Source organism: Brevibacterium sp. CBA3109, from assembly GCF_040256645.1.
Lineage (GTDB): Bacteria > Actinomycetota > Actinomycetes > Actinomycetales > Brevibacteriaceae > Brevibacterium > Brevibacterium koreense.
Map to the genome: position 1 here is coordinate 445914 of NZ_CP158281.1, position 25519 is coordinate 471432.

Consider the following 25519-nt stretch of genomic DNA (forward strand, 5'->3'; position numbering starts at 1 on the left):
ACCAAGGGCGCACGCAAAAAAGGACCCTGACGCGCCGGATCGCGTGGCGTTTACTGCGGACTTGAAGCCTCGGCCGCTGCACGACCCGGGGCTTGCTCAGCCCCAGTACGTGATGCACCCCTACCGGGTCACATTGTCATTTCTCGGTAGGGAATGGGGCGGTCTCGATGTGGAGGAGGTATCCGATCCTGAGATCGAGTCGCATGCTCATACCCGTCGCCAGATAGTTGGCGAGCTCATTGAGCTGAGTGATCGATTTGGCTTCGGAGCGCTGCAGCCAGTGGAGCTGATCGACCTGGAGTACCAGATTGCGCAGAAGATCCACGTCTTGACGGACCCCGACTCCTCTCGTGCCCATGACCTGGTGGATCTGCAGCTGCTGTGGGCCGCTGATCCTGAGCTGGACTCTGTGCGAGAGTTCTGTGTGCGCACATTCGACTTCCGTCGCGCACAGAAGTGGCCTCCCCTGCAGATGCGCCCGATGGACGGCTGGGAGCCCGCATATCAACTTTCCCGCGAAGAGACAGAGATTGATGGTGACTCACTGGTGCTGGCAGATATAGATTCGGCACGAGCGTGGTTCAAGCAGATAGTCACGTCCATCAATTCAGCTGCAACGACGTGAAAGCACGACTACGGTCGGCGCGTGTCAGCGTGCCTTCCGGTATTGCTGCCTTCGCGCCTGAAATCAAGTCCCCTGCGTGTACATGGCCACGATCTCGCGCTTGAGGATCTTGCCGCTCGGGCCTTTGGGCAGCTCTTCGACGAATTCGATGATCCGCGGAATCTTGTAGGAGGCCAGGCTCTCCCGGGTGTACCTCTCCACCTCGGCGGCGTCGAGGTGTGCGCCGGGTGACAGGGCGATGACAGCGGTCACCTGCTGTCCGTACTTCTCATCCGGGGTTCCGACCACGCTGGCCTGGGCGACTCCCGGAATCTCGTAGAGAACCTCTTCGACTTCGCGTGGGTAGACGTTGTATCCGCCGTGAATGATGAGGTCCTTGATCCGGTCGACGATGAAGAGGTACCCGTCATCATCCAATCTGCCGAGATCTCCTGTGCGGAACCAACCCTCGGCATCGAGCACCTCGGCGGTGGCTTCCGGTTTCTTCCAATAGCCGAGCATGACTGCGGGACCGCGCAACACGACCTCACCCACTTCGCCGGCCGGGAGTGAGGCACCTGCAGGATCGATGATCTTCACCTCGAAGCCGGGGGCGGTTACGCCCACACTGCCGACCTTCCTCGTCCCGAACAGCGGATTGAATGTTCCCAGTCCGGAGGTCTCCGTGAGCCCGTACCCTTCGGTAAGGGGAGCATCAAGTCGTGATTCGACCTTCCTGATGACCTCCCCTGCTATCGACGCGCCGCCTGAACTCACGAGGCGAAGATTCGGCGCCTGGCCATTCGGTGCGTTCGTGAGCACGGACATCCACATGGTCGGCACCCCGGAGATGATGGTCACTGCATCTTCGGCGAGAGCTGAGACGAAGGCCTGCGGATCCCACCGCGGGAAGAGGGTGAGGGGCACACCAGCGGCCAAAGCAGGCAGGGACATGGCGGCAAGGCCGAACACGTGGAACAGGGGGAGACCGGTCGCGGACCGATCATCCGGGCTGATCCTGATCATCTCCCTGACAATGTCCGTGGCAGAGACGAAATTGCCCAGCGACAGCATCGCGCCCTTCGGCTTTCCTGTCGTTCCAGACGTGTAGAGGAGTGCGGCGAGATCGTTCCACTCAAAATCGGCACGATCAAAGCCGATGGCACCGTCGGGCCCTGCCTTGACGACTGGCCCCTCATTGCCGACAAGCGGCAGCGCTTCGAAGCCGACCTCGTTTCCGGCGGCAGCGGCCTTTGCCGCGTCAGCCACAGCGGGGTGGGCCACGAGCAGGCGAGCTCCTGAGTCATTGAGAATGTAGTCGAGCTCTCTGGTCGTCGACAGCGGATTGACCGCGACGACCGCCAACCCGGCGGCATGCGCGCCGAACAATTCGATGAGGAACTCGGGGCAGGAGGGGCAGATGAGGACGGTGCGATCGCCCGGGGCCAGTCCTGCCGCTCGGTACCGGTCGCGTGCCGCCCCGATTTCGCCGAGGAAGCGTACGTGCGAGAGCGTGACCCGGGCAGGTCCAGGAGGTGTGCGAACGGCAACCGAATCGGGGATCGTCTCCGCCCAGGGGACAAGCAGATCAATGATTGAAGTGCGGTCGGTCGCGGCCATGAGACTCCTTTTACTTGAAACTGAGTGCGGGTTCAACTATAGATGGGTGTGGCCCCGCACACAATGAGGTGAGGGCGATTCGTGGAGAGGGAGACGATGGAACTCAAGGGACGGAATGCAGTAGTCACCGGTGCGGCCGGAGGGATCGGTGCCGCAGTCGCAGCGGCCCTGCGCGAGCGCGGGGCGCGCGTGCTCCTCGCCGACCTCGCCGAGGAGGTGAGTGATACTGCGGCACAGCTGGGCCAACCGCACTGGAGAGGGGACGTCTCCTCTGCGGACGGCGTGGCCGAGCTGGTGGACACCGCCGAGCGTGAACTGGGCCAGGTTGACCTCTACTTCGCCAACGCCGGGATCACCGGCGTCACCGGGCTGGGAGGTGAAAGTGACTGGGACCGGATCATCGACGTCAATCTGCGTGCCCACATCCGCGCAGCCGAACGCCTGGTACCGAAGTGGCAGGCTCGTGGAGAAGGATATTTCGTCGCCACCGCCTCGGCGGCGGGACTGCTCACACAGATCGGATCGGCCGGGTACTCGGTGACCAAGCACGCCGCCCTCGCCTTCGCGGAATGGCTGTCCGTGACCTATGGCGATGATGGACTGCGCGTGTCAGTGCTCGCCCCCATGGGAGTGAACACGAAGATTCTGTGGGGAGACGGTTCCGAAGCGGCCACCGGGACAGCCCTGACGGGACAGCGCGCAGTCGCCGAAGCAGGCAATGTCCTCGAGCCGGCCGAGGTCGCCACGACCGTGATGGCCGCGATCGAAGCAGAGACCTTCCTCATCCTGCCCCACCCCGAAGTCCTCGACATGTATCGCATGAAGGGATCCGACTACGACCGCTGGATCCGCGGAATGCGCCGCTACCAAGCCAAGCTGAGGCAGGGGTGAACCTGCCTCAGCGTCGCCGCGCCTGAGATCAGCGGTGGTATCTGGTGCCGTGTGCGCCTGGCGTGGGTCCTACTCGAAGTAGCGGCGCGGATTCTTCACCAGCATTGTGTCGATATCGTCTTCGCTGACACCACGTTTCAGCAGCGTCGGGATGACGTCGTCTGGGATGTGACGGTAGTGCCAGTTGGGCTGGATTTCCGTCTTCTCCTCCTGCGAGAGGTAGTCGATGTAGCACGAGGCGTCATGGGCCAGCGTGATCTTCTCGGCGTAGCCGCGGCGGACGAGTTCGACGATCGTGTCGATGCGCTGCTGTGTCGGCAGATAGACGTCGAGACCGAAGCGATCCATACCCAGAAACGAGCCGTTGTCAGCGACCTTCATCAGATAGTCGAGGTCCGTCGAATCGCCCGAGTGCCCGATGACCACCTTGCTCAGATCCGCGCCTTCTTCCTTGAGTACCCGCTGCGCGACGAGCCCCGACTCTGTGTGCGGATTGGTGTGAACGGTGATCGGCGCGCCCGTCTGCGCGCTGGCCTGCCCGACCGCGCGCATTGCCCGCTCCACTCCGGTGGTCAGACCCGGTTCCTCAATGGCGCATTTGAGGAATGCTGCCTTGACCCCGGTGCCCGCGATTCCGTCGACGATGTCGCTGACGAACAGGCCGACGAGGGGCTCGGGCTCATCGATGAGGAGACCGGGTCCGCGAATGTCGAACCGGTGCGGTAGGTCGGTGTAGGTGTAGAGGCCGGTGGCTACGACGATGTTGAGGTCGGTCTGCTCCGCGACCTTCGCCACGCGCGGAATGTAGCGGCCAAGGCCCACGACTGTGGGGTCGAAGATCGTGTCGATTCCAGCATCCTTGAGGTCGTTGAGCTTTGCCACGGCATCGGCGATCTTCGCCTCTTCATCCCAGGTTGAGTCATAGTTCTGCCGCATCTCCTCGCTGAGAACGAATATGTGTTCATGGACAAGGGTCTTGCCGAAATTGCTGCTGTCGATGGTGCCGGTGACTGTCTGCACTTCTGCCATGCGTGCTGCTCCTTTGCATACGTAGCTCGGCCGTGTGGTGGGCACTGGCGCCACTTGAAGTGATGGTGCTCACACGGTTAGCCTTACGTTATCGAATATGAAGTCAATTTCAAGTATGGCTTCGGATTCCTTCATTCTGCGCTCGCCTGCACTGCGCTGCGCCAACCGAAAGGCAGACAATGACAAGCCCTATTCGCCCCACTTCGATCTCTGACCTAGAGGCACTCGTCGGCCAGGAGCTTGGCCCGACCGGCTGGCACATGTTGGTTCAGGACGACATCAACGCTTTCGCCGACCTGACGAATGATCATCAGTGGATCCACGTCGACGAGGAGCGGGCGGCGACGGGGCCGTTCGCGGGAACGATCGGCCACGGCCTGTTCACCCTCTCCCTGGGTCCGGCATTCATGGAGGAGCTGATGGCCTTCGACGGCTTCGCGCACAGCCTCAACTACGGGTACGGGAAGGTGCGCTTCCCGAATCCTCGCCCCGTGGGCTCGCGGGTTCGTATGCGCGCCACGGTCACCGAGGTGGAGCGGCGTAAGACCGGTTCCGCTCAGATCACGACGACTCAAGTATTTGAGGCCGAGGGGATCGAGAAGCCGGTCTGCGTTGCCGAGTCGATCGGGTTCTTCACCGAGCACGGCGCCGAGGTCTGAGCGTCGCGGTAGTGAAGCCACAGTATTGAAGTTGAGGTCAGGTTCAACTATGGTCGGATCACACTCAAAGACGAGGGCGACGGACCTGAACCACCCGACCCGAACGAAGGAATCCGAATGACCAAGTCAGACCACATGAACATGTCGACACTGTTCGATCTGGACGGACGCTGCGCACTCATCACCGGCGGTTCACGCGGCATCGGCCGAATGATCGCAGAAGGGTTCGTCCAACTGGGCGTGCGCGTCTACATCACCGCACGCAAGGCCGATGAGTGCGACGCAGCCGCCGCCGAGATGTCCGAGCAGGGAACCTGCATCTCCATCCCCGGCGACATCTCCACACCGGAGGGACTCGAATCAGTCGTCTCCCGACTCCGTGAGCACGAATCGACCTTGGACATCCTGGTCAACAACGCGGGAGCCGCCTGGGGCGCACCTTTTGATGAGTTCCCGGAAGACGGCTGGGACAAGGTCATGGACCTCAACCTCAAGGCATTGTTCTTCCTCACCCAGAAGCTCGCCCCCGAACTGCGGGCAGCCGCTGCCGGTGGGGACCACCTCGCCAAGGTCATCAACGTCGCCTCCATCGACGGCATCCGAACAAACCCGAACGAGACGTACAGCTATCACGCGAGCAAGGCCGGAGTCATCCACCTGACCAAACGTCTGGCCGCCCGACTCGCACCAGAGGGCGTGATCGTCAGTGGAATCGCACCCGGAGCCTTCCCCTCACGGATGAACAAGGAAGCCCGTGACCACGGTGATGAAGTCCAGCAGCGCGTCCCCGCCGGGCGCATCGGCGGACCCGAGGACATGGCCGGAGTCGCGACCTACCTTGCCTCGCGTGCCGGTGACTACGTAGTCGGGGACACCATCGTCGTCGATGGCGGCGTCGTCGCATCCACCGGAATCATCTAGATCGAAGTCAACAAAGAAGACGGAGCATCATGAGAGCAGTACAGCTGAGTGCAACAGACGGGCCGAGTTCGCTCGCGCTCGCAGACGTCGACACACCCGCAGCCGAACCGGGCACGGTGCTCATCGACGTGGCCTATGCAGGCGTCACATTTCCCGAACTGCTGCAATCGCGCGGCCAGTACCAGATGCAGCCACCGCTGCCCTACACAATGGGTTCGGAAGTCGCCGGCACGGTACGCGAACTCGGTGAAGGAGTCACCGGCTTCACCGTCGGTGACCGCGTCGTCGGCGTCGCAGGTACCGGAGCATACGCAGAAGTCATGGCAGTACCCGCCGCGAGTGTCCTTCCGCTGCCCGAGTCAGTGTCCCTGCGATCCGGTGCCGGAATGCCGATGAACCTGCTGACGGCAGACTTCGCACTTCGTGTGCGGGGGAAACTCGAAGCAGGGCAGAGCGTCCTCGTCCACGGTGCTGCCGGCGGTCTCGGCAGCGCACTGGTCCAGGTCGCACTCGCCTACGGTGCACAGGTTGTCGCCGTCGTCTCCACTGAGGAGAAGGCGGACACGGTGGCCAACCTCGGCGCACAGCATGTGGTCTTCGCCGATGGTTTCAAGGACGCGGTGAAAGAGATCTTCCCGCACGGAGTCGACCTTGTCGCAGATCCTGTCGGTGGAGATCGCTTCACGGATTCTCTGCGATGCCTGACGACGTTCGGTACGCTCCTCGTGCTCGGATTCACGGCGGGAGACATTCCCGAGGTGAAGGTCAACCGCCTGCTGCTGGGCAACATCTCCGTGGCGGGAGTGGGATGGGGCGCTGCTCTGGCAGGCCTGCCCGACATGGTCGCGAAGCAGTGGGAATCTCTGTGGCCGCATCTGTCAACAGGAGTGCTCGACCCGACCATCCACACTGTCCTCCCGCTGCCACAGGCAGAGGAGGCGCTGAAGATCATCGACTCCCGCTCAGTTCGAGGCAAAGTACTCCTCGAAGTCAACGGCGAAGGCAAGGAGCCTGCTGCCCAATGACGCTGACAACGTCGCTGTACTGAAGAAATTCGTTTACTTGAGAGAACTGACCAGAAAGCAGGAACTATGGACTTCGCACCTGACGAGAAGACCCACGAATATCAAACCAGGCTCAACGCCTTCATGGACGAATTCGTCTACCCCGCAGAGTCGGTCTATCACCACCAGCGGGCGGAGTCCGGGGATCCGAACTTCCACCCGCCGATCCTGGAAGACCTCAAGCAAGAGGCGAAATCTCAGGGACTGTGGAACCTGTTCCTGCCGTATGAGGGCTGGGGTGCGGGACTGACGAACCTGCAGTACGCCCACCTCGCAGAGATCACAGGACGCAGCCCGGAGATCGCCCCCGAAGCCATCAACTGCAATGCACCGGACACGGGAAACATGGAAGTGCTCACCCTCTTCGGGACCGAGGAGCACAAAGAGAAGTGGCTCAAGCCGCTGTTGGCAGGCGAGATCGCCTCCGCCTTCTGCATGACAGAACCCGCCGTCGCCAGCTCCGATGCGACGAACATCGAAATGAGCATCGTGGCCGACGGCGATGACTACGTGCTCAACGGGCGGAAATGGTTCGCCTCGAACGCGCTGCACGCCAACTGCCAGGTCTTCATCGTCATGGGCAAGACCGACCCGAATGCTGAGGCTCACCGTCAGCAATCGATGCTGGTTGTGCCCAAGGACACTCCCGGAATCACCATTGTCCGTGGGTTGCCCGTGTTCGGATACATGGACCGCGAAGGCCATGCCGAAATCCTCTTCGAGGATGTCCGTGTGCCGAAGTCCGCACTGCTCTCCGGCGAAGGCGAAGGATTCGCCATCAGCCAGGCCCGCTTGGGTCCAGGCCGCATCCACCACTGCATGCGGACAATCGGTATGGCAGAACGCTCACTCGAGCTGATGATCGATCGTGCCCAGGAGAGGGTCACATTCGGACAGCCGGTCGCGGAGCGGGCCAACATCCAGGACTGGATCGCCGAAGCGCGCATCGAGATCGAAGCCACTCGCCTCCTCGTGCTCAAAGCGGCATGGATGATGGACACCGTGGGCAACAGGGAAGCGGCGACGGAGATCGCAGCCATCAAGGTCAAGGCCCCAGAGATGGCGCTGACCATCATCGACCGTGCCATCCAGGTCCACGGTGGCGGCGGTGTCACAGATGACTTCCCGCTGGCTGGCTTCTACGCTCATCTGCGCACCCTGCGACTGGCTGACGGACCCGACGAGGTGCATAAGCGCTCGATCGCCAGGCGCGAACTGCGCCGCAGGAAGACCGCTCGGGAAGCCGGATGAGCGTCGAACTCGACCTGGGTGCGCTCGCCGTTTGGATGCGGAGTGCGGGGGAGTCGGTGGTCGGCGAACTCACGGGGAGACGAGTCGGGCAAGGACAGTCGAATCTCACGTACCGCATCGACGACGAGGCCGGACATTCCTGGATTGCGCGCCGGCCCCCACTGGGGAAGCTTCTGGCCTCGGCGCACGACGTCGCACGGGAGTACCGGATCATGTCGGCGCTGCGGGGATCGGGGGTTCCTGTGCCGCCCACAATCGGTGTCTGCACCGACGTGGGTGTTGCCGATGTTCCGGTCTTCGTCATGGCTCATGTCGAAGGCACGGTTGTCGATGATGAGGAGACCGCCCGTGCACTGACCCCAGATGTGCGTCGGAGGCTCGGCCTCGACCTCGCACGGACGCTTGCGAAGATCCACGCGGTCGACATCGATGCTGTGGGACTGGGCGACCTGGCCTCACGGAAGCCGTACGCGCCAAGGCAGCTCAAACGGTGGGCCCGGCAACTGGAGGAGAGTCGAACTCAGGACCGACCCGACCTCGACGCCCTCACCGAATTACTCCGCGAGAACATCCCGGAGCCGGATGAGATCGCACTGGTCCATGGTGACTTCCACGTCCGCAACGTCATCATCGACGAAGCCACAGGTGGCATTCGTGCTGTTCTGGATTGGGAGCTCTCGACCCTGGGCGATCCTCTGGCTGATATGGGCAGTGCGCTGGCCTATTGGACGCAGGCCGGTGACATGCCGGGCGGAATGTTCGCTGCTTCCACATTGGACGGGTTTCCTACGCGGGCGGAGATGGCAGCGGAATATCTGCGTGCCTCGGGGCGCAGCGGGCAGGCTCTGGGATTCTGGCATGTGCTGGGAGTGTGGAAGGTCGCCATCATCGCTGAGGGGGTCTATCGCAGGGTCCTCGACGAACCTGAGAACGCCGCCGGGGTCACCCTCACCCCGGAGAACATCCAGGCGCTGGTCGACCATGGCTGGGATGTTGCCAAGGAGAACGGGCTGGTGACATGAAATCGTCAGTTGGCCAGAGCTCCGAAGGCGGATTGTAAGATGGGCTGATCATGACGAAGACCGAAGACCAGGGTGAAGACCTCCCGACACTCGTGGATGCCGCTTTGCTGCGCGATCTGCCCTCGACTGCCAGGGGAGTGCGCACACGAGCCTCCCTGGTAGCCGCTGCTCGCGCCGTCTTCGAAAGAGACGGGTTCATCGATTCCCGGCTGACGGACATCACCAAGGAAGCCCAGTGCTCCACTGGCACCTTCTATACCTATTTCGACAGCAAGGAAGAGGCCTTCACTGCAGTTCTGCAGGAAGCCCAAGACGATATGCTCCATCCCGGACCTCCGGATGGCAATAACGAGGATCGCACTGTCGTCGAGTCACTCGACGCCGGAAATCGAGCGTATATCGAATCGTACAAGCGCAATGCGAAGCTGATGCTCCTGCTGGAGCAGGTTGCGGCGATCGACCCGAAGTTTCGCCGGCTCCGGCTCAAACGGGGGCGAGCTTTCGCTGAGCGCAACTGCCGATGGATTACGAAGCTCCAAGAAGGAGGCTTCGCTGATCCCGATCTCGACCCGGACATGTCGGCACGCGCGTTATCGGCAATGGTCGGACGAATGGCGTATCACAAGTACGCATTGGAAGAGTCGGGCTGGGGCAGCGACGACCTTCTCATCGAGAACGCCACGAAGCTGTGGGTCAATGCCCTGGGCATCCCGGGGGATGGTTCTCGTCGAGGCCCAAGCGCACAGGGTCTTAGACACTGAACAATGCCTGTATCGGTGAAGGCAGGTAAAACAACGGATTGTGTTCAGCGAGGAGGCTGACCTATGGCATCGACAACGACGTCTGACTTGAACAGTGGTGACCCATTCGACAACGCGTCGGTGGCAGCTCGCTTGGCCGAACTGCCCTCGACTGCGCACGCGCAAGCACTGACGGTAAGCACAGAGCACGGGGACTTCGCCGGATTCCGGGCGACGCCGGCTCATCCGGATCCGCAGCTCGGCGATGCGCTGCTGCTGCACGGGTGGCCCGAATTCGCGTCCTGCTGGGAGCAGACCGCAGCGATCCTCCTTGAACACGGAATGAGTGTCTTCGCCTATGACCAGCGGGGATATTCTCCTGGAGCACGGCCCGAATCCGTGGACGAGTACACGATGCCCCACCTGGTCGCCGACCTCGACGAGATCTCTCGTGCTGTGGGGCTCGACCGTTTCCATCTTGTCGGTCACGACTGGGGTGGGATGGTTGCCTGGCATTTTGCGGCAAACCATCCGGAACGTCTGCGCACGAGCACCGTTGTGTCGACCCCGCACCCGATCGCCCATGTCAAGCAGGTGCAGACGGACCCAGATCAGTACCAGCGCATGGGCTACATGCGAGCGATCCAGGACCATCCGGAAGGAGTTGCGCGAACTCTTCTGCGAGGTGAGGGTCAACGACTCATCGATCTGTATGCCGGCGACGTCCCCGATGACATGGCGGCGTCCTACGTATCGCGCCTGAGTGAGCCTGGAGCTATGGACGCTGTGCTGAAGTACTACCAGGCGGCGGACGGTCGCGCTCGGTTGTCGAGCACCCCCGTCACCGTGCCGACGAGCTTTGTGTGGGGCAGCCGCGATATCGCCTTCCCGCGGGCCACCGCGGAGCTCAGCGCCGACTACGTCGAAGGCCCCTACCGATTCGTCCCTCTCGAGGGTGCATCTCACTGGCTCCCGGAATCGCATCCCGGTGAGATTGCGCGCGAGGTCCTCGATCTGGCTCGGGAGCACAAAGGGGTATAGACCCCCAGACGTCGTCCCCAGAATTCGACGGAAGTGCCTCAGATACCGGTCATCGGTAGGTCACCTGGTCCAGCGGCAGATGGCTGTGATCGTTGAAGGAGATCAGGCTGACCCCAGTCGATCCCTTGACGATCTTCGTGATTCCCGAATTCACCGTGACACGGTTGAGTGCGAGCCACTGGCTGAATCCTCCGCCGAGCAGCTGTGCCGCTGCCCAGGCGATCGCACCTGAACTCGACACGACGATTTTCTGCTCTCCTGAGCCCAGCGTTCCGACCGCCTTGTCGAGGGCACGATCGACTCGACCGGTGAACGCTGCGAAGGTCTCCTCGTAGTCACCGTCATTCTTACCGCCGGCCCAGCGCGCCGACGCCTCTTCGAGTACCTTTTGGAAGATCCTGGAATCCGTCTTGGCCCGTGGATCGTGGTCGGGGAGGGCGGCGAGGAGCTCGCTGGCGTTGAACTCATTCCACCCGGAATCGATGTGCAGGTCCCGCTCGCTGCCGAGGCCGGAGACGATGCCCTCAGCGGTCTGGCGCTGTCGGAGCATGTCGCCGTGGACCAGATGCGAGGGGGAGGCCTCGAGGCGGGCCAGCATCTGGCCGACATTCCGGCTCTGCTTCTTGCCCAGGTCCGATAGGCGGTCGTAGTCGTCTGTGCCGAAAGACGCCTGCCCATGCCGGACTAGATACACAACGCTCATGTCACTCCAATTTGCTCTGCCTGCTCTGGTGTCAGGGAGATCCTCGTCGATCATGCACGAGTCTACGGCCCTTCGGGGCATAATCGATCGTTCGGTTGAGTCAATTCCGATTCGTCATCCCCAGGCGACTGCCCCGGCCCTGATGAAGTCGGGAACAGCTGTTCGGACAGGCGCAGAACCTCACGCAGTGCTGGACTGTCGTCATATTTTCGCCAGGCCATGAGCAGTGGGAAGGGTCCCTGGGCATCATCAAGTGGGATGAACGAAACGTTGGGGAAAGTGAAGTTTCGAGGCACCGATGACACGGTGACCGAACACCCGAACTCGGCTCCGACCAGCGAGAGTATGGTCCAGCTGTCCGGTGCCACCTGCGCCACGTTGGGGCTGAATCCCGCTGCTTGGGCCAGAGTGTAGAGGCGTTCGATGGTGGTCGACCCTGGGTTCGGCGGCAAGGTGATGAAGTCCTCCGACGCCAATTCCGCCATAGAGACAGATTCGCGATCGGCCAGCGGGTGGTCGTTGTGGACGGCAACGACCACAGACTCCTCCGCGATAGTCCGCGTCGAGACCGACTGCGGGACGAACGGATAATGACCGAAGGCCAAGTCGAACGTGCCGTCGGCGACACTGTCCATGGCGGGAAGGGCGAATGACGAACTCTGCAGGCTCAGATGGATCCCCGGATGCGTGTTGCGAACCAGCTTCGACAGTCTGCCCACTAGGGTGTGGGTCGCAATTCCGGTGAAGCCAAGACGCAGATGCCCGATCTCGCCCTTCCCGGCCGCCGTCACCGCGGCCTCGGCGAGCTGATAGCTGATGAGAATATCCCGCGCGGGCTCGATCAGCGCCTCGCCTGCTGCCGTCAATCTCACGGTTCGGGTGCTGCGCTCGAAGAGCTGAGCCGACATCTCCCGTTCCAGATTCCGGATGAGACGGCTGACAGGAGGCTGCGTCATGCGCAGGCGTTCGGCCGCCCGACCGAAATGGAGCTCCTCGGCGACAACGAGGAACGCCTTGATGTGTTTGACGTCCATGTCTGAGTCTCCAATGACATCGCTAGGGCCGAACAGCGGGGGTAGGTCGGCGTGAAGCGGCGCCGATCAGCGCCACCAGAGAATAATGCTCAAATTGTCTTAATAGCCTGCATGAATTGCATTGGACTAGCATAAATGATTTTGGCAGGATGATCGACGTCACAGTCAATCGATGCTCAAGGAGGACGCGATGGACAAGACGACGAGCCTGTCAGAGGCGATCAGCACCCATCTCAACGATGGCGATACCGTCGCGCTGGAAGGCTTCGGCCACCTCGTGCCGGTCGCTGCTGCGCATGAGATCATCCGACAGAAATTCTCGAACCTCACCTTGGCGCGCATGTCCTGCGATGTCATCGTCGACCAGCTCCTCGGTGGCAACTGCCTCACCGGTCTGATCGCTGCCTTCGTGGCCAACAGTTCGGCCGGCTCTCTCTACGAACTTCGCCGCAGAGTAGAGCATTCGGATCCGGAGCCGCTGTGGTTCGACGAGTACAGCCACGGCGGGATGGTGGCCAGATACCAGGCTGGTGCCTCGAAGCTCCCGTTCCAGCCGATCGCCTCCTACCGGGGCAGTGATCTCGCACAGAAGAATCCTCGTATCAGATCCGTGCCAGATCCCTATGGCGGATCGCCGATCTACGTCGTCCCCGCGCTCAACCCAGACCTCACGGTCATCCACGCCCAACGCGCTGACTCCGCCGGCAATGTGCAGGCCTGGGGCATGTTGGGCATTCAGACCGAGGCAGCCTTCGCAGGCCGTCGACTCATCGTCACCGTTGAAGAGATCGTCGACGAGTCCATCATCCGCTCCGACCCGAACCGCACGATCGTTCCCTCCCACATCGTTGACGCTGTCGTTGAAGTTCCGCGCGGCGCGCACCCGCACGCTGTGCAGGGATACTACGATCGCGACGACGCCTTCTCCCGAGACTGGTCAGCTCTCGCCCGTGACGCCGAGGCGGTCAAAGAGTGGCTGCAGACCAATATCCATGACACTGCAGATCATGAGGGGTTCCTGGAATTGCTCGGAGCCGACCACTTCGACACATTGGGCATCCGTGACGCCTATTCGACACCCGTCAACTATGGAGGCCGGGAATGACCGATGGCACACCTGAACACACCGTTGAGACGAATGATGGTGAGATCATCACCAGCAGTGAGCTGCTCACCATCCATTCGGCTCGAGCCCTCGCCGGACGCCGAGTGGTCTTTGCCGGACACGGGTTGCCGACGCTGGCCACCGCGCTGGCTCAGCGCACCGTGGCACCGGAGATCGAAATCGTCTACGAGTCAGGAGTCACCGGGGCCAGGCCACCGGACCTGCCCCGCACCATCTCCGACTCCGTGCTGGTACCGGGGGCCGCCTCGGTGATTCCGATGACTCATCTGTTCAACTATGTCCTGCAGGGGCAGCGGATCGATGTCGGATTCCTCGGCGCTGCTCAGGTCGACCGTTACGGCAGCCTCAACTCCACCTTGATCGGCTCCGACTGGGAGCACCCCGACAGCAGGCTTCCTGGGTCGGGCGGAGCCATCGAGGCCATGGCAGGGGCAGCCGAGATCTTCCTCGTCATGCGTCGGCACACCCCGCGCACGTTCGTCGAGACCCTCGACTTCGTCACTTCGCCCAGCCCTCACCGGGCCGCACAGTCCGATGTCGGGACCATGCCCGCCGGTGCCGGAGTCACACATGTGATCACGGACTTGGGAATCATGACTCGGTTCGCACAGGACGAGGAGCTGATCTTGAGCGCGGTGCATCCGGGAGTCGATCCTGCCGAGGTCGTTTCGCAGACAGGCTGGGATCTGCAGGTCGCGGCCGATCTCGAAACGACTCAGGAACCGACCCCAGAAGAGTTGGCGGTGCTCAGGGACGATCTCGACCCCACCCGCATCTATCTGCGCTGAGGAGACCGATCAGTCGGCGTCTCGCAGACGAGGCCTCGGTGCTCCTGTTCAGGGACCGAGCGATCTCGCGTCCGCGTCGCACGTGCCACACAGCGAGGACGACATCTCTCCGGCACGGTGAATGCGGCCGCAGTCGCTACGCCGGCACCACCGTTGGAGCCGCAGCTGGCGCCGGTGACGACCACCGTACGACCCTCCAGGGAGGGCATATCATCTGCGGTCCACCGATACTTCACCATCACCCGAGACTACTCGCCCTCCTCGGCGGTTGAGGGTTCAGAGCTGCGAGTACAGGACTTCTCCCATTGCTGCTCCGGCAGCAGTCCCTACCGTCGAACACCCGGGGCTTCCGGTGAGGCATAGGCTGGGGCCATGGACGCATACTAAGTACAGCTGGCCAGCTACCCTGACGGCGCTATCGAGGCGAAGAACTTCAGGATCGAACCTGTGGCCGTTCCGGAGCTGCGTGACGGTCAAGTGAAGGTGCGGCTGCGCAGGCTGGGACTCAACGCCGGGCTCGCCAACCGGATCGGTGGCCCGGACACCACCTACGGGCCGGGCATCAACCCTGGAGACGTGCCAGGCAGCGACGGCGTGATGGAGATCCTCGAATCCCGCAGCCAGTCATTCGAACCAGGCGACCTCGCCGTTGGGAAGACGCTGTGGCGCAGCATCGACGTCGCCGATGCGAAGGAGCTGCGCCGCATCCCCGCATCCGAGGCCGATGTTCCCCTGGAGACGCACCTGACGGTGCTCGGACATGTCGGCTTCACCGCATACACAGGTTTGAGACGTTTCGGTGATCTGCGAGCCGAAGACATCGTCTACGTGTCCGGAGCTGCGGGAGGAGTGGGCAGCTGCGCCGTCCAGTTCGCCAAGGCCGTCGGAGCCACAGTCATCGGCAGTGCCGGCACAGCCGAAAAGGTCAGACTTCTGCGTGAGTTGGGAGTCGATGCGGCCATCAACCACCATGATGGGCCGGCACTGGATCTGCTTCGGCAGGCCGCACCGGATGGAATCGATCTGTTCTATGACAATGTAGGCGGAGAACAGCTGGAAGCCGCACTTGAGACCCTGCGCTTCCGCGGACGCATCGTGATCTGCGGGGCCGCCTCACAGTACGGGAAAGGCAGTGACCGCCAAGGACTGGCGAACTACCAGCGAATGATCTTCGGGCAGCTGACCATGCGCGGCTTCGACGTGAGTTCGAACGAAGACCTGCGCAAGGACTACGAGGCGGCCGTAGCCAGTTGGCTGCATGAGGGTAAGGTCCGCAGCCTGCACACACTCAACACGGGCTTCAGCCAGACACCCGAGGCCTTCGCCTCACTGCTTTCCGGCGGCAATCTGGGCCGCATGATCGTCGACTGCGACAGCTGACGGCTGACGCTTCTGCCTTCCGGGGACGAAGCAGTCGGTCTACCTTAAACACGTTGTCGCTCGGGTTCTCGGACGCGAACGCGTTCAGGAACCGGACACGTCGTTGAGGGCGGCGCGGCCGGCGAGCATGCCGCCGACAGCGGTGATCAGCATGCTCAGTGCCAGCAGAACAGCGGTGACCCAGATCGTCCCACTGAATATTGCCACCGAGGCCAACGCAATCGAAGGGGCGAAGCCGCCGATGGCGCCGGCGACATTGTAGGAGACGGCGACGGCCGTGTACCGAGAATTGCCGGGGAACATGTTCGTCATCATGGAACCCAGCGCACCATAGGGTAGGCCGAGAAGTCCGATGCCGATGCCGATGCCGAGAATCACCAGTGGTGGTGAAGCCGTACCGACCATTGCCATCAGGGGGAAGGCGAGGACCACGGAGATCAGGGCTGTGCCGGCGACGGCCTTCCAGGGGGTGAACCGGTCGCCGAGCTGACCTCCGAAGAAGATGGCGATGCCCTCGAGCACCGCCCCGAGCATTGTTCCTGTCAGGAGGATGCCGGCTGCCAGCTGCAGCGTCTCGGTGCCGAAGTTGACGATGAATGTCGTCAGCAGATAGAACGGTGCGCTGCCGACGAGGCTGGCACATACGCCGATGAGCACGCGGCGCCAATTGGTTCGAAGCACATGAACCAAAGGGATCTTGACAGTGCGATCTTGCTTGACGATTTTTTTGAATTCCGGGGATTCGTCGACCCGGAGGCGAATGTAGATCGCAATGCCCATGAGGACGAATGACATCAGGAACGGAATTCGCCATCCCCACGCGACGAACTGTTCGTGCGGCAGCAGTGTCACCAACGCGACGACTCCACTCGATCCCAAGTTGCCGATCGGGGAACCGTATTGAGGCATGGCGCCGTACAATGCGCGCTTCTCTGGTGGGGCGTGTTCGACGACCATCAGCACAGCACCGCCCCACTCACCGCCCACGGACAGACCCTCGATGATGCGCAGCACGACGAGAAGAATGGGTGCCCACACCCCGATCGTGTTGTAGGTGGGCAGCAGGCCGATACAGCCCGAGCTGACGCCCATGATGAGCACGGTGGCGATGAGGGTGTTTCTGCGACCGATCTTGTCCCCGAGGTGGCCGAAGACGATGGAGCCCAGGGGCCGTACGACGAAGCCGATGGCAAACGTCAGAAACGCCACAATGGTGCCGACCTTGGGGTCGAAGGCGGGGAAGAAGAGTTCGTTGAAGATCAGTGCCGCGATGAGACCGTAGACGAAGTAGTCGTACCACTCGATGGCGGTGCCGATGAGCGACCCCGCCGAGACACGGCGCAATTGGGCTGTGTCGACAGACGGCGATTGAGAGTTGTCGGCGCTATCTGCAGTCATTCGACCTCATCCTCCATTGCACTGAGTCGATCATCAGGGCGAACGTGACGGGATCGATGTGCATCCGCGAATACCGCAGGGCTCGCGCCTGAGACAGGCAGGTTGTCATTGCATGCCTGCCATCACGGATGTGACCAGAGCACTGTGGGCTTCGAAATGGTGCACCGGCCTCGCCGATACCCCCGCCGCGACAGTATGCGATGTGTCAATGATCGCACCGTGGACGCGATTGTGCCGATCGGTTGGGCCGAGTAGAACTGAGATGATGACGAGAACTTCTGAGACAACGGCCATGTCGGCGGGGCAGCGCCGCATCCTCGCAGTGATGCTCGTGCCGATGTTCATGTCGTTGCTGAGCGTGTCCATCGTCAACGTCATCCTGCCCGATATGCAGAGATCGATCGGGGCATCGAACTCCGCGATTCAGTGGGTGCTGTCGGGCTACACTCTGGCCTTCGGGGTGTTCCTCGTCGCCGCTGGTCGTGCCGGTGATCTCTTCGGCCGGGGCAAACTCTTCGTCACCGGTGTCAGCGTCTTCGCCCTGGGATCGCTCATCGCCGGGTTCGCACCCGATCCGGTGGTGCTCAACATTGCACGCATCGTCATGGGTATCGGTTCGGGCCTCCTCAGCCCTCAGGGTGTGGGAATGCTGCAACAGTACTTCCACGGCAAACTGCGGGGCCGTGCCTTCGGCATGTTCGGCACGATCGTCGGCGTCTCCGTCGGCATCGGGCCGGTCCTCGGCGGTGGTCTCATCGCGGTGCTCGGACAGGAGTGGGGATGGCGTTCGGCCTTCCTCATCAACGTCCCCATCGCGCTGGCCGCTATCATCCTGGGGTGGTTCTGGCTGCCGAAGAGCGCATGGACCGGCAGCGACGCCGAGAACAAAAAATCCGGTGGCAGTCGCGCCGACTTCGATCCGGTCGGCCTGGTGCTGCTTGCGCTGGGAACCCTGCTCGTCATGCTTCCGTTCCTCGAACGCGCTGCTGGTGCCTGGATCTACGCCCTGGTGCCTTTGGGCGCCATCGTCATCTGGCTATGGGTGCGCTGGGAGAACCGATACGCTCGCCGAGGTGGTTCGCCGATGGTCGACATGGCACTGTTCCGGACCCGAACCTTCGCCTACGGTGCCTCGCTGACGTCGATGTACTTCGTCGGTATGCCCGGCGTCTGGGTCATCGTTGCGCTCTACCTCCAGAACGGTCTCGGCTTCCCCGCCCTCGAGGCAGGGCTCATGGGCCTGCCCTCGGCGCTCTTCGCAGCGGTGAGTGCCCAAGTCGCCGGCCGGGTGGTCCTCACCTTCGGCCGCAAGATGGTCGTGCTCGGGGTCGGCATCGCTCTCGTCGGCGTCGTGTGCTCAGCTCTGCTCGTACTCGCTCATGAAGGGTTGGGCATCAGCATCTGGTGGATGCTGGCGACTCTTGCTCTGACCGGGATGGGACAGGGTATGGCGATCAGCCCCAATCAGACACTGACCCTGGCCGATGTGCCGGTCGAATACGCGGGCAGCTCCGGTGGGGTCATGCAGACGGGCCAGCGTGTGGGCACAGCGATCGGCATCGCGATCGTCACGGCTGTATTCTTCGTCGTCCAGGATTTGGCCGGGTATGGTGGCGCGATCGTCGCCGGATTCGGTTTCATCGCCCTGGCTATGGTCATCGCCGGTGTCATCGGAATCGTGGACCTGGCTCGCGGGCGCTCAAAGGAAGGGCAGGTCGCGGCCGTGGCCGGAAGCTGAGGACTCGGCCGATCGCGGTCTCACCGGGCCGCGATCTCGACGAGCTCGGCGAGCGCTCCCACGGGGATTCTGGCTCCGGACCACACCGCGGTCAGCGGGCGTCGGGGTACGGTGATGTCGAGAGGCACCTGCAGCACCTCGCCTGTGGCCAGTTGGCTGGCCACGGCAAGCTGACTGAGTACCGCGGGACCCGCTCCGGAGGCCACGCCTGTGCGCACCGCAGTGTTGCTGTGCAGCACCTGGGCAGGCGGAACGGGATCGCAGCCGACGAGCATCTGCTCGAGAGCCTCCCGGGTTCCTGAACCGCGTTCACGCACGATGAGTGGTGTGCGTGCCAATTCTTCGAGGCTGAGTCTGCCGCTGAGCTCGGCCCACGGGTGGTCAGAGGAGACGATGACGACGAGTTCGTCCTCGGCGACGACGCTGGCATTGATGCCGACCGGCAGTTGGGGGGTCTCGACGAACCCTAGGTCGATCTCTGAAAGTTTGATCTTCGCGATGACTTCACTCGAATTGAGCACCTCGAGCGTGGTTCGGGCCTGGGGGACCTCGCGTCGCCACTGCGCCATCCAGCGAGGCAGGAGGCTTTCGGCCACGGTCATGCTCGCGGCCACTCGGATGTCTTCGACGCGGCGGTCGTCGTCGGCCCGGAGAGTCGAATCGAAGGCATGAGCCTGAGTGAGCAGCGCCTGCGCCGCGGTCAGGACGGTCGCACCGCGGGCCGTGAGCTGTGATCCCCGAGGTCCGCGCTGGAGCAGCGTGGTTCCCGCCGCCGCTTCGAGCTGCCGCATCAGCTTGCTGGCATTCGGCTGAGCCATACCGACTCGCCTGGCACCGCTGCCGATGCTGCCCGCCTCGGCGATGGCTACGAAGAGCTCGAGCGTCGGCAGATCGGGAAACGATAAGGGCATATGTCAATCATATGCCCCCATAGTCGAGCATCGTCTACTCAGACTGTGCGTCAGATGAGAATCTGTTGATATGAGCACACGCACCGATCATCCCAGCGCAGAGACCTCAGCGCCGCCGCACATTCTCCGCACCTATGCACCGGGCTTGGGGGTCTGCCTCGTTGCCGTCGCCATCGCGATGGGCGTCAACCACTTCTTCACCGGGCTCAGCCCACTCATCGTCGCGATCGTCCTCGGCATCCTCACGACCAACCTCGTGCGACTGCCCGAAGCCACTTCTCCCGGCATCACCTTCGCTTCGAAGAAGCTCCTGCGGGTGGGCATCGTGTTCCTCGGTCTCCAGCTCGTCCTCGGTGACATCGTGTCGCTGGGGGCCCCGATGCTCATCGTCATCATCTGCATCGTCGCGGGCGGGATATTCGGCACCGTGCTTCTCGGCAAGCTGCTGAAGATGCGACCGGGCCAGACCATCCTCATCGCCTGCGGATTCTCCATCTGTGGTGCCGCCGCGGTGGCGGGTGTCGAAGGCGTCACCGATTCCGATGAAGAGGATGTCGTGACCGCAGTCGCTCTCGTCGTCATCTTCGGCACCCTGATGATCCCCCTCGTTCCGCTCGTCGGGGGAGCGCTCGGATTGAGCGCCGAGCTCAACGGACTGTGGGCCGGGGGATCGATCCATGAGATCGCTCAGGTCGTCGCGGCCGGCGGTGTCATCGGCGGCGGAGCGCTTGCGGTGGCCGTCATCGTCAAGCTCGCCCGAGTCCTCATGCTCGCTCCTGTCGTCGCCGTTCTCAGCCTCATGCAGCGGCGCAAAACCAAGTCCGAGGGGACAAACGCCGGTGCGCGTCCGCCCATCGTGCCGCTGTTCATCATCGCCTTCCTCGCGCTGGTCATCCTACGCTCGAGTGTCGATCTGCCCGAGGTGGTGCTGTCGACGGGACACTTCATCCAGACCGCACTGCTGGCCGCTGCGATGTTCGGCCTCGGTTGCGGAGTCAAGATTCGCAATCTCATTCGGGTCGGACTCCGTCCCTTCGTCCTCGCCTCACTGTCGACCATCCTCGTCGCGGGCATCGCCCTGGCAGGCATCGTGCTCGTCCATCCAGCCGGCTGAAAGCAGGTCACTCATGCACTCGAAGAACTCCTCACAGACCATCCTGGTCGGCGTCGACGGCTCTGCCTCTTCGATCGCGGCACTGCGCCACGCGGCAGACCTGGCCGGGGATCTCGACTGCAGCCTGGTGGCAGTGATGTGCTGGCAGAAGCCTCAGTTCTACATGGCCGACCTCGACCTCGAAGACGGGCCGTTCGCACGAGATGCCGAAGGTAAGCTCGAAGCCGCGGTGCTCACCGCCCTCGGTTCGCAGCCCGATGTCACCTGCCGCACGAGTGTGCGCAACGGACGCCCCGGTGAAGTGCTCGTCGACGAGTCAGCCTCGGCGCGACTGCTGGTGATGGGCACTCGTGGGCACAGCGAGTTCGTCTCAATGCTCCTGGGGTCCGTGTCCCTGGAGTGCATCGCCCACGCCCATGTGCCGGTGGTGACGGTCCGCGCCGACCTCTGAACCTCGGTGCGGAGCAACCTCCGCCGGTGGTGGCGGGGCCCTCGGCCGATATCGGACAGAAGATTCTCTCTGATTGGACGCTCGGTCTCGGCTCGATACCGCCGGCCAGGCGTTTCTGTGTCACGATGGTCATCGACCAGCCGGCATTTCTCTCAGACAGACTGCGTCCTGGAGACGCCAGCTCCGAGCCATTCAGCAGAGGAGATACCTCAGTGACTCACAGCGTTTCCCACCGGATCGCGGACTTCCTCCGCAGACCCGAGATCATCACCGATCTGATCCAAGTCATCAAGAGCGTGCTCGCGGCCACCTTCGCCTGGTGGCTCTCCGGTGTCGTTCTGGACTCACAGATGGCATTCCTGGCGCCATGGACGGCGCTGCTGACCGTCCATGCCACTGTGTACCGATCGCTGTCTCGCGGGGTCCAATCAACGGTGGCATCGACGATCGGGGTGGGGATCTCATTCCTCATCGGCAACTTCCTGGGGGTGAGTCTCTGGACCTTCGCCCTGGCACTGCTCGTCGGCCTGGTCGGAGCCAGACTGTCGTGGATCCGCGATGAGGGAGTGGCCATCGCGACGACGGCTATCTTCGTCCTCGGCGCGGGCTTTGACTCCCAGCAGCCTCTGCTCACCGATCGCATCCTCGAGATCGCTCTGGGCGTGGCAGTCGGGCTCGTGGTCAACCTCATCGTCGTTCCCCCGGTGCGCGACCAACAGGCTGCGCGCTATGTCGACAGCATCAACCGCCAGATAGGCGACGTGCTCGTCGACATGTCGGACGAGTTCAGCCGGTCCTGGGACACGGACCAGGCCGAGAACTGGTTCAGCGAGACCGAGGCGATGAGCCAGGAGCTCAACACCGCATGGCAGTCGGTGCGCTTCGCCCGCGAGAGCCGCCGGGTCAACCCGCGTGCCAGGCTTCTACAGCGGGGACACGAAGCGAACTCCAAGCCTGCACCGGCGGAGAATTACGAGAGCATTCTGCAAAGGGTCGATGAAGGGGTCTCTCACCTGCGGAACTTGGCGCGGACCCTGCGCGAGGCAACCTACGCCGAAGGCGAATGGGACACCCGCTTCCGCGAGCAGTGGACGGCGATCGTCGCCGACGCCGGACATTCCATCGCCGATCCCGACGCGGACGTCGAACCGGTCTTCGACCGCTTGGAGCAGCTGGCCATCGGCCTCTCCGACGACCAGCTGCTGCCGAAAGCCTCCTGGCCGCTCTACGGTGCACTCATCACCAGCCTGCGCCACATCGTCGTCATCGTCGATGATGTCGCCTCGGCGCGAGAAGCCAGGCAGACCGAGCGCCGGAAGTAGCAGCGAGTGCTTTTGGGGGTTGATAGTCCTGAGGCATCCGTTACGCTGAAGGAACAGGGAGTCATTGCTGGCTCCCTTCGTCGAAACTCTAGGAGGAACCAGTCATGGTTGACACCGTAGGAGTCCCGCAGCCTGCAGGAACCAAGACCACGAAGACCGAGAATGCCGAGCACGGATTTGAGGCATCACCGTCGCTGGCCAAGAACCTCCAGACCGTGCTGGTCGATTTCATCGCCCTGCAGCTCGTCGGAAAACAAGCCCACTGGAACGTCGTGGGGCCCAACTTCCGGGACCTGCACCTCAACCTCGACGAGGTGGTGAGCATCGCCCGTGAAGGTGCCGACACGATCGCCGAGCGGATGCGCGCGCTCCATGCCACAGCAGACGGCCGCCCGGCAGTCGTTGCCGAACAGACCGCACTGCCGGAATTCCCCGCCGGGGAGGTGCACACCCACGACGCGATTGACCTCGCAGTGCGCGCCGTTGAAACGACCGTGGCCACGATGCGTGGAGTCCATGACGAGGTCGACGAAGCCGATCCGACGACTGCTGATATCTTCCACGATTTCATCGGACAGTTGGAACAGCAGGCGTGGTTCCTCAGCGCGGAGACCCGTCAACCGTCGAACTGAGTGCATCGGCTGAGTCTTCGCCGGCGACTGTCTTCACTGCGAGTCGCCGGCGATCCTCATTCATCACCGGCATCATTGGACTCTTCAGCCCTCGTGGTGGCCATAGGGGCAACGTATGAGAACTCCCGCCTCGCGTGCTTCGCGGCCCTTTGAGGTCAGGTTGAGTCGTCCTGTGGCAATCGCATCACAGGACTAGTGTTGAGCTTCACCGGGGGCAGAAGCCTTTCTGGGAGCGAAGGAGCTCATCATGGACAGCAATACGCCGCGCGAAACACCTACGGACGAGGTGTCGGGCCCTGACCCTCTCTCAATCGGAGACTGGTCAGACCTCGGGCGTGAAATGTGATCGTACCTGACAGGTCGTCAAGCCACCGTCAGTTATGCCTTCGACGACATGGTCGTCGAAGTTCCGCGCGACATAGGACCCCATGCGCCCCGGGCCACATGGCGGATCAACGGAACCATTCGAGTCACGACAAGTGACAACTCCGTATCTGACATCTCTTAGGATGCTGCGATGATCACCGTCGACGCGGATCTCAGCATCTCTCTCGACGAGGAGAAAGGGGACCTGCCATTCGACATCACCGTCACCGGTGCAGAATCAACACTGACAGTCCACATCAGTGATCCCACTCGGCTGCCGGCTGGTGACCGAAGTCGCCTCCATGATCTGGCAGCCTTCGCCGATTCGTTGGCCGGCGAGGGTGTCCGTGTGCAAGTTGTGGGACCTGATGGTCTGATCCTGGAATTCGGCGCAGTGAACGCAGGCGTGATCGGGCGCCTAATCTCGGGATCGTCACATATTCGATTGGGTTCTCCCGAGGTTCGTAGGGCTCTGGGATTTCGGGCCCCAAAAAAGCGACACTGCCGATTCCTCCAATCGCCCCGATGCTAAGACCTCTGCTGCCAATGATCCGGCGCGGCAGCCACTCGCCGGTGACGACGACTCACTACGCGCGGGGGGCAGGGCGGCCGCGGCTGATATTCACTCGTGAAGCCGATGTCTGGGACGGATCACCGTCAGGAATCTTCGAGCTCACAAGTGATGTCATACTACTGGGCTCTGCTCCGAGCTGCGATCTGGTTCTCCCCGGACTCGCTGAGGTTCACGCAGAAATCCGACATGATGACGATGACGAGTATGTCGTCTTCCCGCGCGAACCGATCGGCGGAGGAGCCCAGGATCCGGCGTTCGAGGCGACAGCAGGGCGGGTTCTGCGTACAGGAGCACGCCTGACCATCGGAAAATGGCGTTTGGCGTTCTTCCGGGAGGAGTATGCGGACCATGGGAGACTATACGGCGGTCGACAAGGTGGCGAACTCTCCCAGCAGCGTCGGCAGCCGCCGCGCAGCGAGATCATGGGCAATCGCTCGGACCACCGCACCTGACTGGCCCGCTGCCATTTCAAACCCACATTGCATAGTCGGCCCCGCACCTGGACCACAGTCTCAGAGGCAGGACCGAGAAGACGAGTTTCACACGATGAGAGGTCAAAGCTATGACGGATACGAGTATCACAGCATCGAGGATCATCGACGCCTCATCGGACGCCATCTTCAATGTGCTCTCCAATCCGGAGAGACACGCACAGATCGATGGTTCGGGCATGGTGCAATCCGATGAGAAGACAGATCGCATCACCGCGGTCGGGCAGGTCTTCACGATGAACATGTACTGGGACAAGCTTGGCGGCAACTACCGAACGGACAATCACGTCGTCGGCTTCGACGAGAACAAGCTGCTGGCCTGGAAGACCGCTGACAGTGGACAGGAGCCTGCGGGGTGGGAATGGGTCTGGGAGCTCGAACCTCAGGGACCTGACTCAACGAACGTCTCGGTGACCTATGACTGGAGTTCGGTCACGGACAAGGACGTTCTGAAGAAGATCAGCTTTCCTGTGGTCGAACAGGAATCACTCGAGGAGTCGTTGGGCAAACTGGCCTCCGCAGTCTCGCAGGTCTGATCTGTCGGCGGCTGCGGCACCACTGGGATCGAATGAGAGAGTGTGGGTGAAATATGGCGGGAGGCGAGCAGGTTCCATCTCCGAAAAGCAGAGATGATCCCATTCCTGAAGGT

The 25519-nt window shown here is 62.5% G+C and carries 26 protein-coding genes; 19 read left to right on the forward strand and 7 right to left on the reverse strand.

From position 1 onward, the window contains the following. Positions 1-136 precede the first annotated feature (136 nt). Positions 137-358 (reverse strand): hypothetical protein, encoded by a 222-nt coding sequence (locus AAFP32_RS02010; protein ID WP_350271521.1) that lies wholly within the window; start codon positions 356-358, stop codon positions 137-139. On the opposite strand from AAFP32_RS02010, the gene AAFP32_RS02015 reads away from it, so the two are divergent. Continuing rightward, complete coding sequence (locus tag AAFP32_RS02015; RefSeq protein ID WP_350271438.1) at positions 281-625, forward strand: nucleotidyl transferase AbiEii/AbiGii toxin family protein; 345 nt, start codon at positions 281-283, stop codon at positions 623-625. The genes AAFP32_RS02010 and AAFP32_RS02015 overlap by 78 nt on opposite strands. 63 nt (positions 626-688) lie before the next feature. Here AAFP32_RS02015 and AAFP32_RS02020 read toward each other — a convergent pair whose 3' ends face one another. Then, positions 689-2224, reverse strand: coding sequence for a class I adenylate-forming enzyme family protein (locus tag AAFP32_RS02020; protein ID WP_350270411.1), 1536 nt, complete (start codon positions 2222-2224; stop codon positions 689-691). Between the two features lie 96 nt (positions 2225-2320). Here AAFP32_RS02020 and AAFP32_RS02025 point away from each other — a divergent pair, with 96 nt between their 5' ends. Further along, the gene (locus AAFP32_RS02025) at positions 2321-3115 is read left to right on the forward strand and encodes an SDR family oxidoreductase (protein ID WP_350270412.1); all 795 of its coding nucleotides are present in this window, start codon (positions 2321-2323) and stop codon (positions 3113-3115) included. 69 nt (positions 3116-3184) lie between these two features. On the opposite strand, the gene AAFP32_RS02030 is transcribed toward AAFP32_RS02025, so the two are convergent. After that, entirely contained in the window at positions 3185-4144 is a 960-nt protein-coding gene (locus AAFP32_RS02030; RefSeq protein ID WP_350270413.1) for a phosphotriesterase-related protein, read from the reverse strand. A gap of 179 nt (positions 4145-4323) precedes the next feature. Between AAFP32_RS02030 and AAFP32_RS02035 the strand changes: the two genes are divergently transcribed. The 7 genes from AAFP32_RS02035 to AAFP32_RS02065 all read left to right on the forward strand — a co-directional run bounded on the left by AAFP32_RS02035 (position 4324) and on the right by AAFP32_RS02065 (position 10842). Next, complete coding sequence (locus tag AAFP32_RS02035; protein ID WP_350270414.1) at positions 4324-4803, forward strand: MaoC family dehydratase; 480 nt, start codon at positions 4324-4326, stop codon at positions 4801-4803. A gap of 117 nt (positions 4804-4920) precedes the next feature. Beyond that, positions 4921-5724, forward strand: coding sequence for an SDR family oxidoreductase (locus tag AAFP32_RS02040; protein WP_350270415.1), 804 nt, complete (start codon positions 4921-4923; stop codon positions 5722-5724). Between the two features lie 29 nt (positions 5725-5753). Beyond that, entirely contained in the window at positions 5754-6749 is a 996-nt protein-coding gene (locus AAFP32_RS02045; RefSeq protein ID WP_350270416.1) for an NADPH:quinone oxidoreductase family protein, read from the forward strand. 66 nt (positions 6750-6815) lie between these two features. Next, positions 6816-8039: an acyl-CoA dehydrogenase family protein gene (locus tag AAFP32_RS02050; RefSeq protein ID WP_350270417.1), complete on the forward strand. Its 1224-nt coding sequence runs from the start codon at positions 6816-6818 to the stop codon at positions 8037-8039. Next, a complete protein-coding gene (locus AAFP32_RS02055) occupies positions 8036-9061 on the forward strand; it encodes a phosphotransferase family protein (RefSeq protein WP_350270418.1) in 1026 nt (341 codons plus the stop codon). The genes AAFP32_RS02050 and AAFP32_RS02055 overlap by 4 nt, the downstream gene beginning before the upstream one ends. A 50-nt stretch (positions 9062-9111) precedes the next feature. After that, positions 9112-9822 carry a TetR/AcrR family transcriptional regulator gene (locus tag AAFP32_RS02060; RefSeq protein WP_350270419.1) on the forward strand — a complete coding sequence of 237 codons (711 nt, stop codon included), beginning with the start codon at positions 9112-9114 and terminating at the stop codon, positions 9820-9822. Between the two features lie 63 nt (positions 9823-9885). Beyond that, positions 9886-10842 carry an alpha/beta hydrolase gene (locus AAFP32_RS02065; protein ID WP_350270420.1) on the forward strand — a complete coding sequence of 319 codons (957 nt, stop codon included), beginning with the start codon at positions 9886-9888 and terminating at the stop codon, positions 10840-10842. 49 nt (positions 10843-10891) lie between these two features. Here the strand turns inward: AAFP32_RS02065 and AAFP32_RS02070 are convergent, their stop codons facing one another. Beyond that, a complete protein-coding gene (locus tag AAFP32_RS02070; protein ID WP_350270421.1) occupies positions 10892-11545 on the reverse strand; it encodes a histidine phosphatase family protein in 654 nt (217 codons plus the stop codon). A gap of 62 nt (positions 11546-11607) precedes the next feature. Beyond that, positions 11608-12579 carry a LysR family transcriptional regulator gene (locus tag AAFP32_RS02075; RefSeq protein ID WP_350270422.1) on the reverse strand — a complete coding sequence of 324 codons (972 nt, stop codon included), beginning with the start codon at positions 12577-12579 and terminating at the stop codon, positions 11608-11610. Positions 12580-12769: 190 nt separating this feature from the next. On the opposite strand from AAFP32_RS02075, the gene AAFP32_RS02080 reads away from it, so the two are divergent. From AAFP32_RS02080 to AAFP32_RS02090, 3 genes are all read left to right on the forward strand, one after another. Next, on the forward strand, positions 12770-13684 hold the full coding sequence (locus AAFP32_RS02080; RefSeq protein WP_350270423.1) for a CoA transferase subunit A: 915 nt from the start codon (positions 12770-12772) through the stop codon (positions 13682-13684). Beyond that, positions 13681-14493: a CoA-transferase subunit beta gene (locus tag AAFP32_RS02085; RefSeq protein WP_350270424.1), complete on the forward strand. Its 813-nt coding sequence runs from the start codon at positions 13681-13683 to the stop codon at positions 14491-14493. Before AAFP32_RS02080 ends, AAFP32_RS02085 begins: the two co-directional genes overlap by 4 nt. Before the next feature lie 447 nt (positions 14494-14940). Continuing rightward, positions 14941-15873, forward strand: coding sequence for an NADP-dependent oxidoreductase (locus AAFP32_RS02090; RefSeq protein WP_350270425.1), 933 nt, complete (start codon positions 14941-14943; stop codon positions 15871-15873). A gap of 84 nt (positions 15874-15957) precedes the next feature. Here the strand turns inward: AAFP32_RS02090 and AAFP32_RS02095 are convergent, their stop codons facing one another. Then, positions 15958-17271, reverse strand: a complete 1314-nt coding sequence (locus AAFP32_RS02095) for an MFS transporter (protein ID WP_350270426.1) — start codon at positions 17269-17271, stop codon at positions 15958-15960. Between the two features lie 265 nt (positions 17272-17536). Here AAFP32_RS02095 and AAFP32_RS02100 point away from each other — a divergent pair, with 265 nt between their 5' ends. After that, on the forward strand, positions 17537-19009 hold the full coding sequence (locus AAFP32_RS02100) for an MFS transporter (protein ID WP_350270427.1): 1473 nt from the start codon (positions 17537-17539) through the stop codon (positions 19007-19009). Between the two features lie 20 nt (positions 19010-19029). Here the strand turns inward: AAFP32_RS02100 and AAFP32_RS02105 are convergent, their stop codons facing one another. Then, entirely contained in the window at positions 19030-19920 is an 891-nt protein-coding gene (locus AAFP32_RS02105; protein ID WP_350270428.1) for a LysR family transcriptional regulator, read from the reverse strand. A 70-nt stretch (positions 19921-19990) separates the two neighbouring features. On the opposite strand from AAFP32_RS02105, the gene AAFP32_RS02110 reads away from it, so the two are divergent. The 6 genes from AAFP32_RS02110 to AAFP32_RS02140 all read left to right on the forward strand — a co-directional run bounded on the left by AAFP32_RS02110 (position 19991) and on the right by AAFP32_RS02140 (position 25406). Then, a complete protein-coding gene (locus AAFP32_RS02110) occupies positions 19991-21034 on the forward strand; it encodes a YeiH family protein (protein ID WP_350270429.1) in 1044 nt (347 codons plus the stop codon). A gap of 13 nt (positions 21035-21047) precedes the next feature. Further along, entirely contained in the window at positions 21048-21485 is a 438-nt protein-coding gene (locus tag AAFP32_RS02115) for a universal stress protein (protein WP_350270430.1), read from the forward strand. A gap of 212 nt (positions 21486-21697) precedes the next feature. After that, the gene (locus AAFP32_RS02120) at positions 21698-22807 is read left to right on the forward strand and encodes an FUSC family protein (protein WP_350270431.1); all 1110 of its coding nucleotides are present in this window, start codon (positions 21698-21700) and stop codon (positions 22805-22807) included. Positions 22808-22911: 104 nt separating this feature from the next. Beyond that, positions 22912-23439, forward strand: coding sequence for a DNA starvation/stationary phase protection protein (locus AAFP32_RS02125; protein ID WP_350270432.1), 528 nt, complete (start codon positions 22912-22914; stop codon positions 23437-23439). Between the two features lie 939 nt (positions 23440-24378). Continuing rightward, positions 24379-24831: a hypothetical protein gene (locus tag AAFP32_RS02135; protein WP_350270433.1), complete on the forward strand. Its 453-nt coding sequence runs from the start codon at positions 24379-24381 to the stop codon at positions 24829-24831. A 110-nt stretch (positions 24832-24941) separates the two neighbouring features. Further along, positions 24942-25406, forward strand: a complete 465-nt coding sequence (locus tag AAFP32_RS02140; RefSeq protein WP_350270434.1) for an SRPBCC family protein — start codon at positions 24942-24944, stop codon at positions 25404-25406. Positions 25407-25519 lie beyond the last annotated feature (113 nt).

Bases quoted from the DNA above. Each gene is read 5' to 3' on its own strand.
- AAFP32_RS02010 (WP_350271521.1), bottom strand. From the start codon at position 358: ATGGGCACGAGAGGAGTCGGGGTCCGTCAAGACGTGGATCTTCTGCGC.
- AAFP32_RS02020 (WP_350270411.1), bottom strand. From the start codon at position 2,224: ATGGCCGCGACCGACCGCACTTCAATCATTGATCTGCTTGTCCCCTGG.
- AAFP32_RS02025 (WP_350270412.1), top strand. From the start codon at position 2,321: ATGGAACTCAAGGGACGGAATGCAGTAGTCACCGGTGCGGCCGGAGGG.
- AAFP32_RS02030 (WP_350270413.1), bottom strand. From the start codon at position 4,144: ATGGCAGAAGTGCAGACAGTCACCGGCACCATCGACAGCAGCAATTTC.
- AAFP32_RS02035 (WP_350270414.1), top strand. From the start codon at position 4,324: ATGACAAGCCCTATTCGCCCCACTTCGATCTCTGACCTAGAGGCACTC.
- AAFP32_RS02040 (WP_350270415.1), top strand. From the start codon at position 4,921: ATGACCAAGTCAGACCACATGAACATGTCGACACTGTTCGATCTGGAC.
- AAFP32_RS02045 (WP_350270416.1), top strand. From the start codon at position 5,754: ATGAGAGCAGTACAGCTGAGTGCAACAGACGGGCCGAGTTCGCTCGCG.
- AAFP32_RS02050 (WP_350270417.1), top strand. From the start codon at position 6,816: ATGGACTTCGCACCTGACGAGAAGACCCACGAATATCAAACCAGGCTC.
- AAFP32_RS02055 (WP_350270418.1), top strand. From the start codon at position 8,036: ATGAGCGTCGAACTCGACCTGGGTGCGCTCGCCGTTTGGATGCGGAGT.
- AAFP32_RS02060 (WP_350270419.1), top strand. From the start codon at position 9,112: ATGACGAAGACCGAAGACCAGGGTGAAGACCTCCCGACACTCGTGGAT.
- AAFP32_RS02065 (WP_350270420.1), top strand. From the start codon at position 9,886: ATGGCATCGACAACGACGTCTGACTTGAACAGTGGTGACCCATTCGAC.
- AAFP32_RS02070 (WP_350270421.1), bottom strand. From the start codon at position 11,545: ATGAGCGTTGTGTATCTAGTCCGGCATGGGCAGGCGTCTTTCGGCACA.
- AAFP32_RS02075 (WP_350270422.1), bottom strand. From the start codon at position 12,579: ATGGACGTCAAACACATCAAGGCGTTCCTCGTTGTCGCCGAGGAGCTC.
- AAFP32_RS02080 (WP_350270423.1), top strand. From the start codon at position 12,770: ATGGACAAGACGACGAGCCTGTCAGAGGCGATCAGCACCCATCTCAAC.
- AAFP32_RS02085 (WP_350270424.1), top strand. From the start codon at position 13,681: ATGACCGATGGCACACCTGAACACACCGTTGAGACGAATGATGGTGAG.
- AAFP32_RS02095 (WP_350270426.1), bottom strand. From the start codon at position 17,271: ATGACTGCAGATAGCGCCGACAACTCTCAATCGCCGTCTGTCGACACA.
- AAFP32_RS02100 (WP_350270427.1), top strand. From the start codon at position 17,537: ATGACGAGAACTTCTGAGACAACGGCCATGTCGGCGGGGCAGCGCCGC.
- AAFP32_RS02105 (WP_350270428.1), bottom strand. From the start codon at position 19,920: ATGCCCTTATCGTTTCCCGATCTGCCGACGCTCGAGCTCTTCGTAGCC.
- AAFP32_RS02110 (WP_350270429.1), top strand. From the start codon at position 19,991: ATGAGCACACGCACCGATCATCCCAGCGCAGAGACCTCAGCGCCGCCG.
- AAFP32_RS02115 (WP_350270430.1), top strand. From the start codon at position 21,048: ATGCACTCGAAGAACTCCTCACAGACCATCCTGGTCGGCGTCGACGGC.
- AAFP32_RS02125 (WP_350270432.1), top strand. From the start codon at position 22,912: ATGGTTGACACCGTAGGAGTCCCGCAGCCTGCAGGAACCAAGACCACG.
- AAFP32_RS02140 (WP_350270434.1), top strand. From the start codon at position 24,942: ATGACGGATACGAGTATCACAGCATCGAGGATCATCGACGCCTCATCG.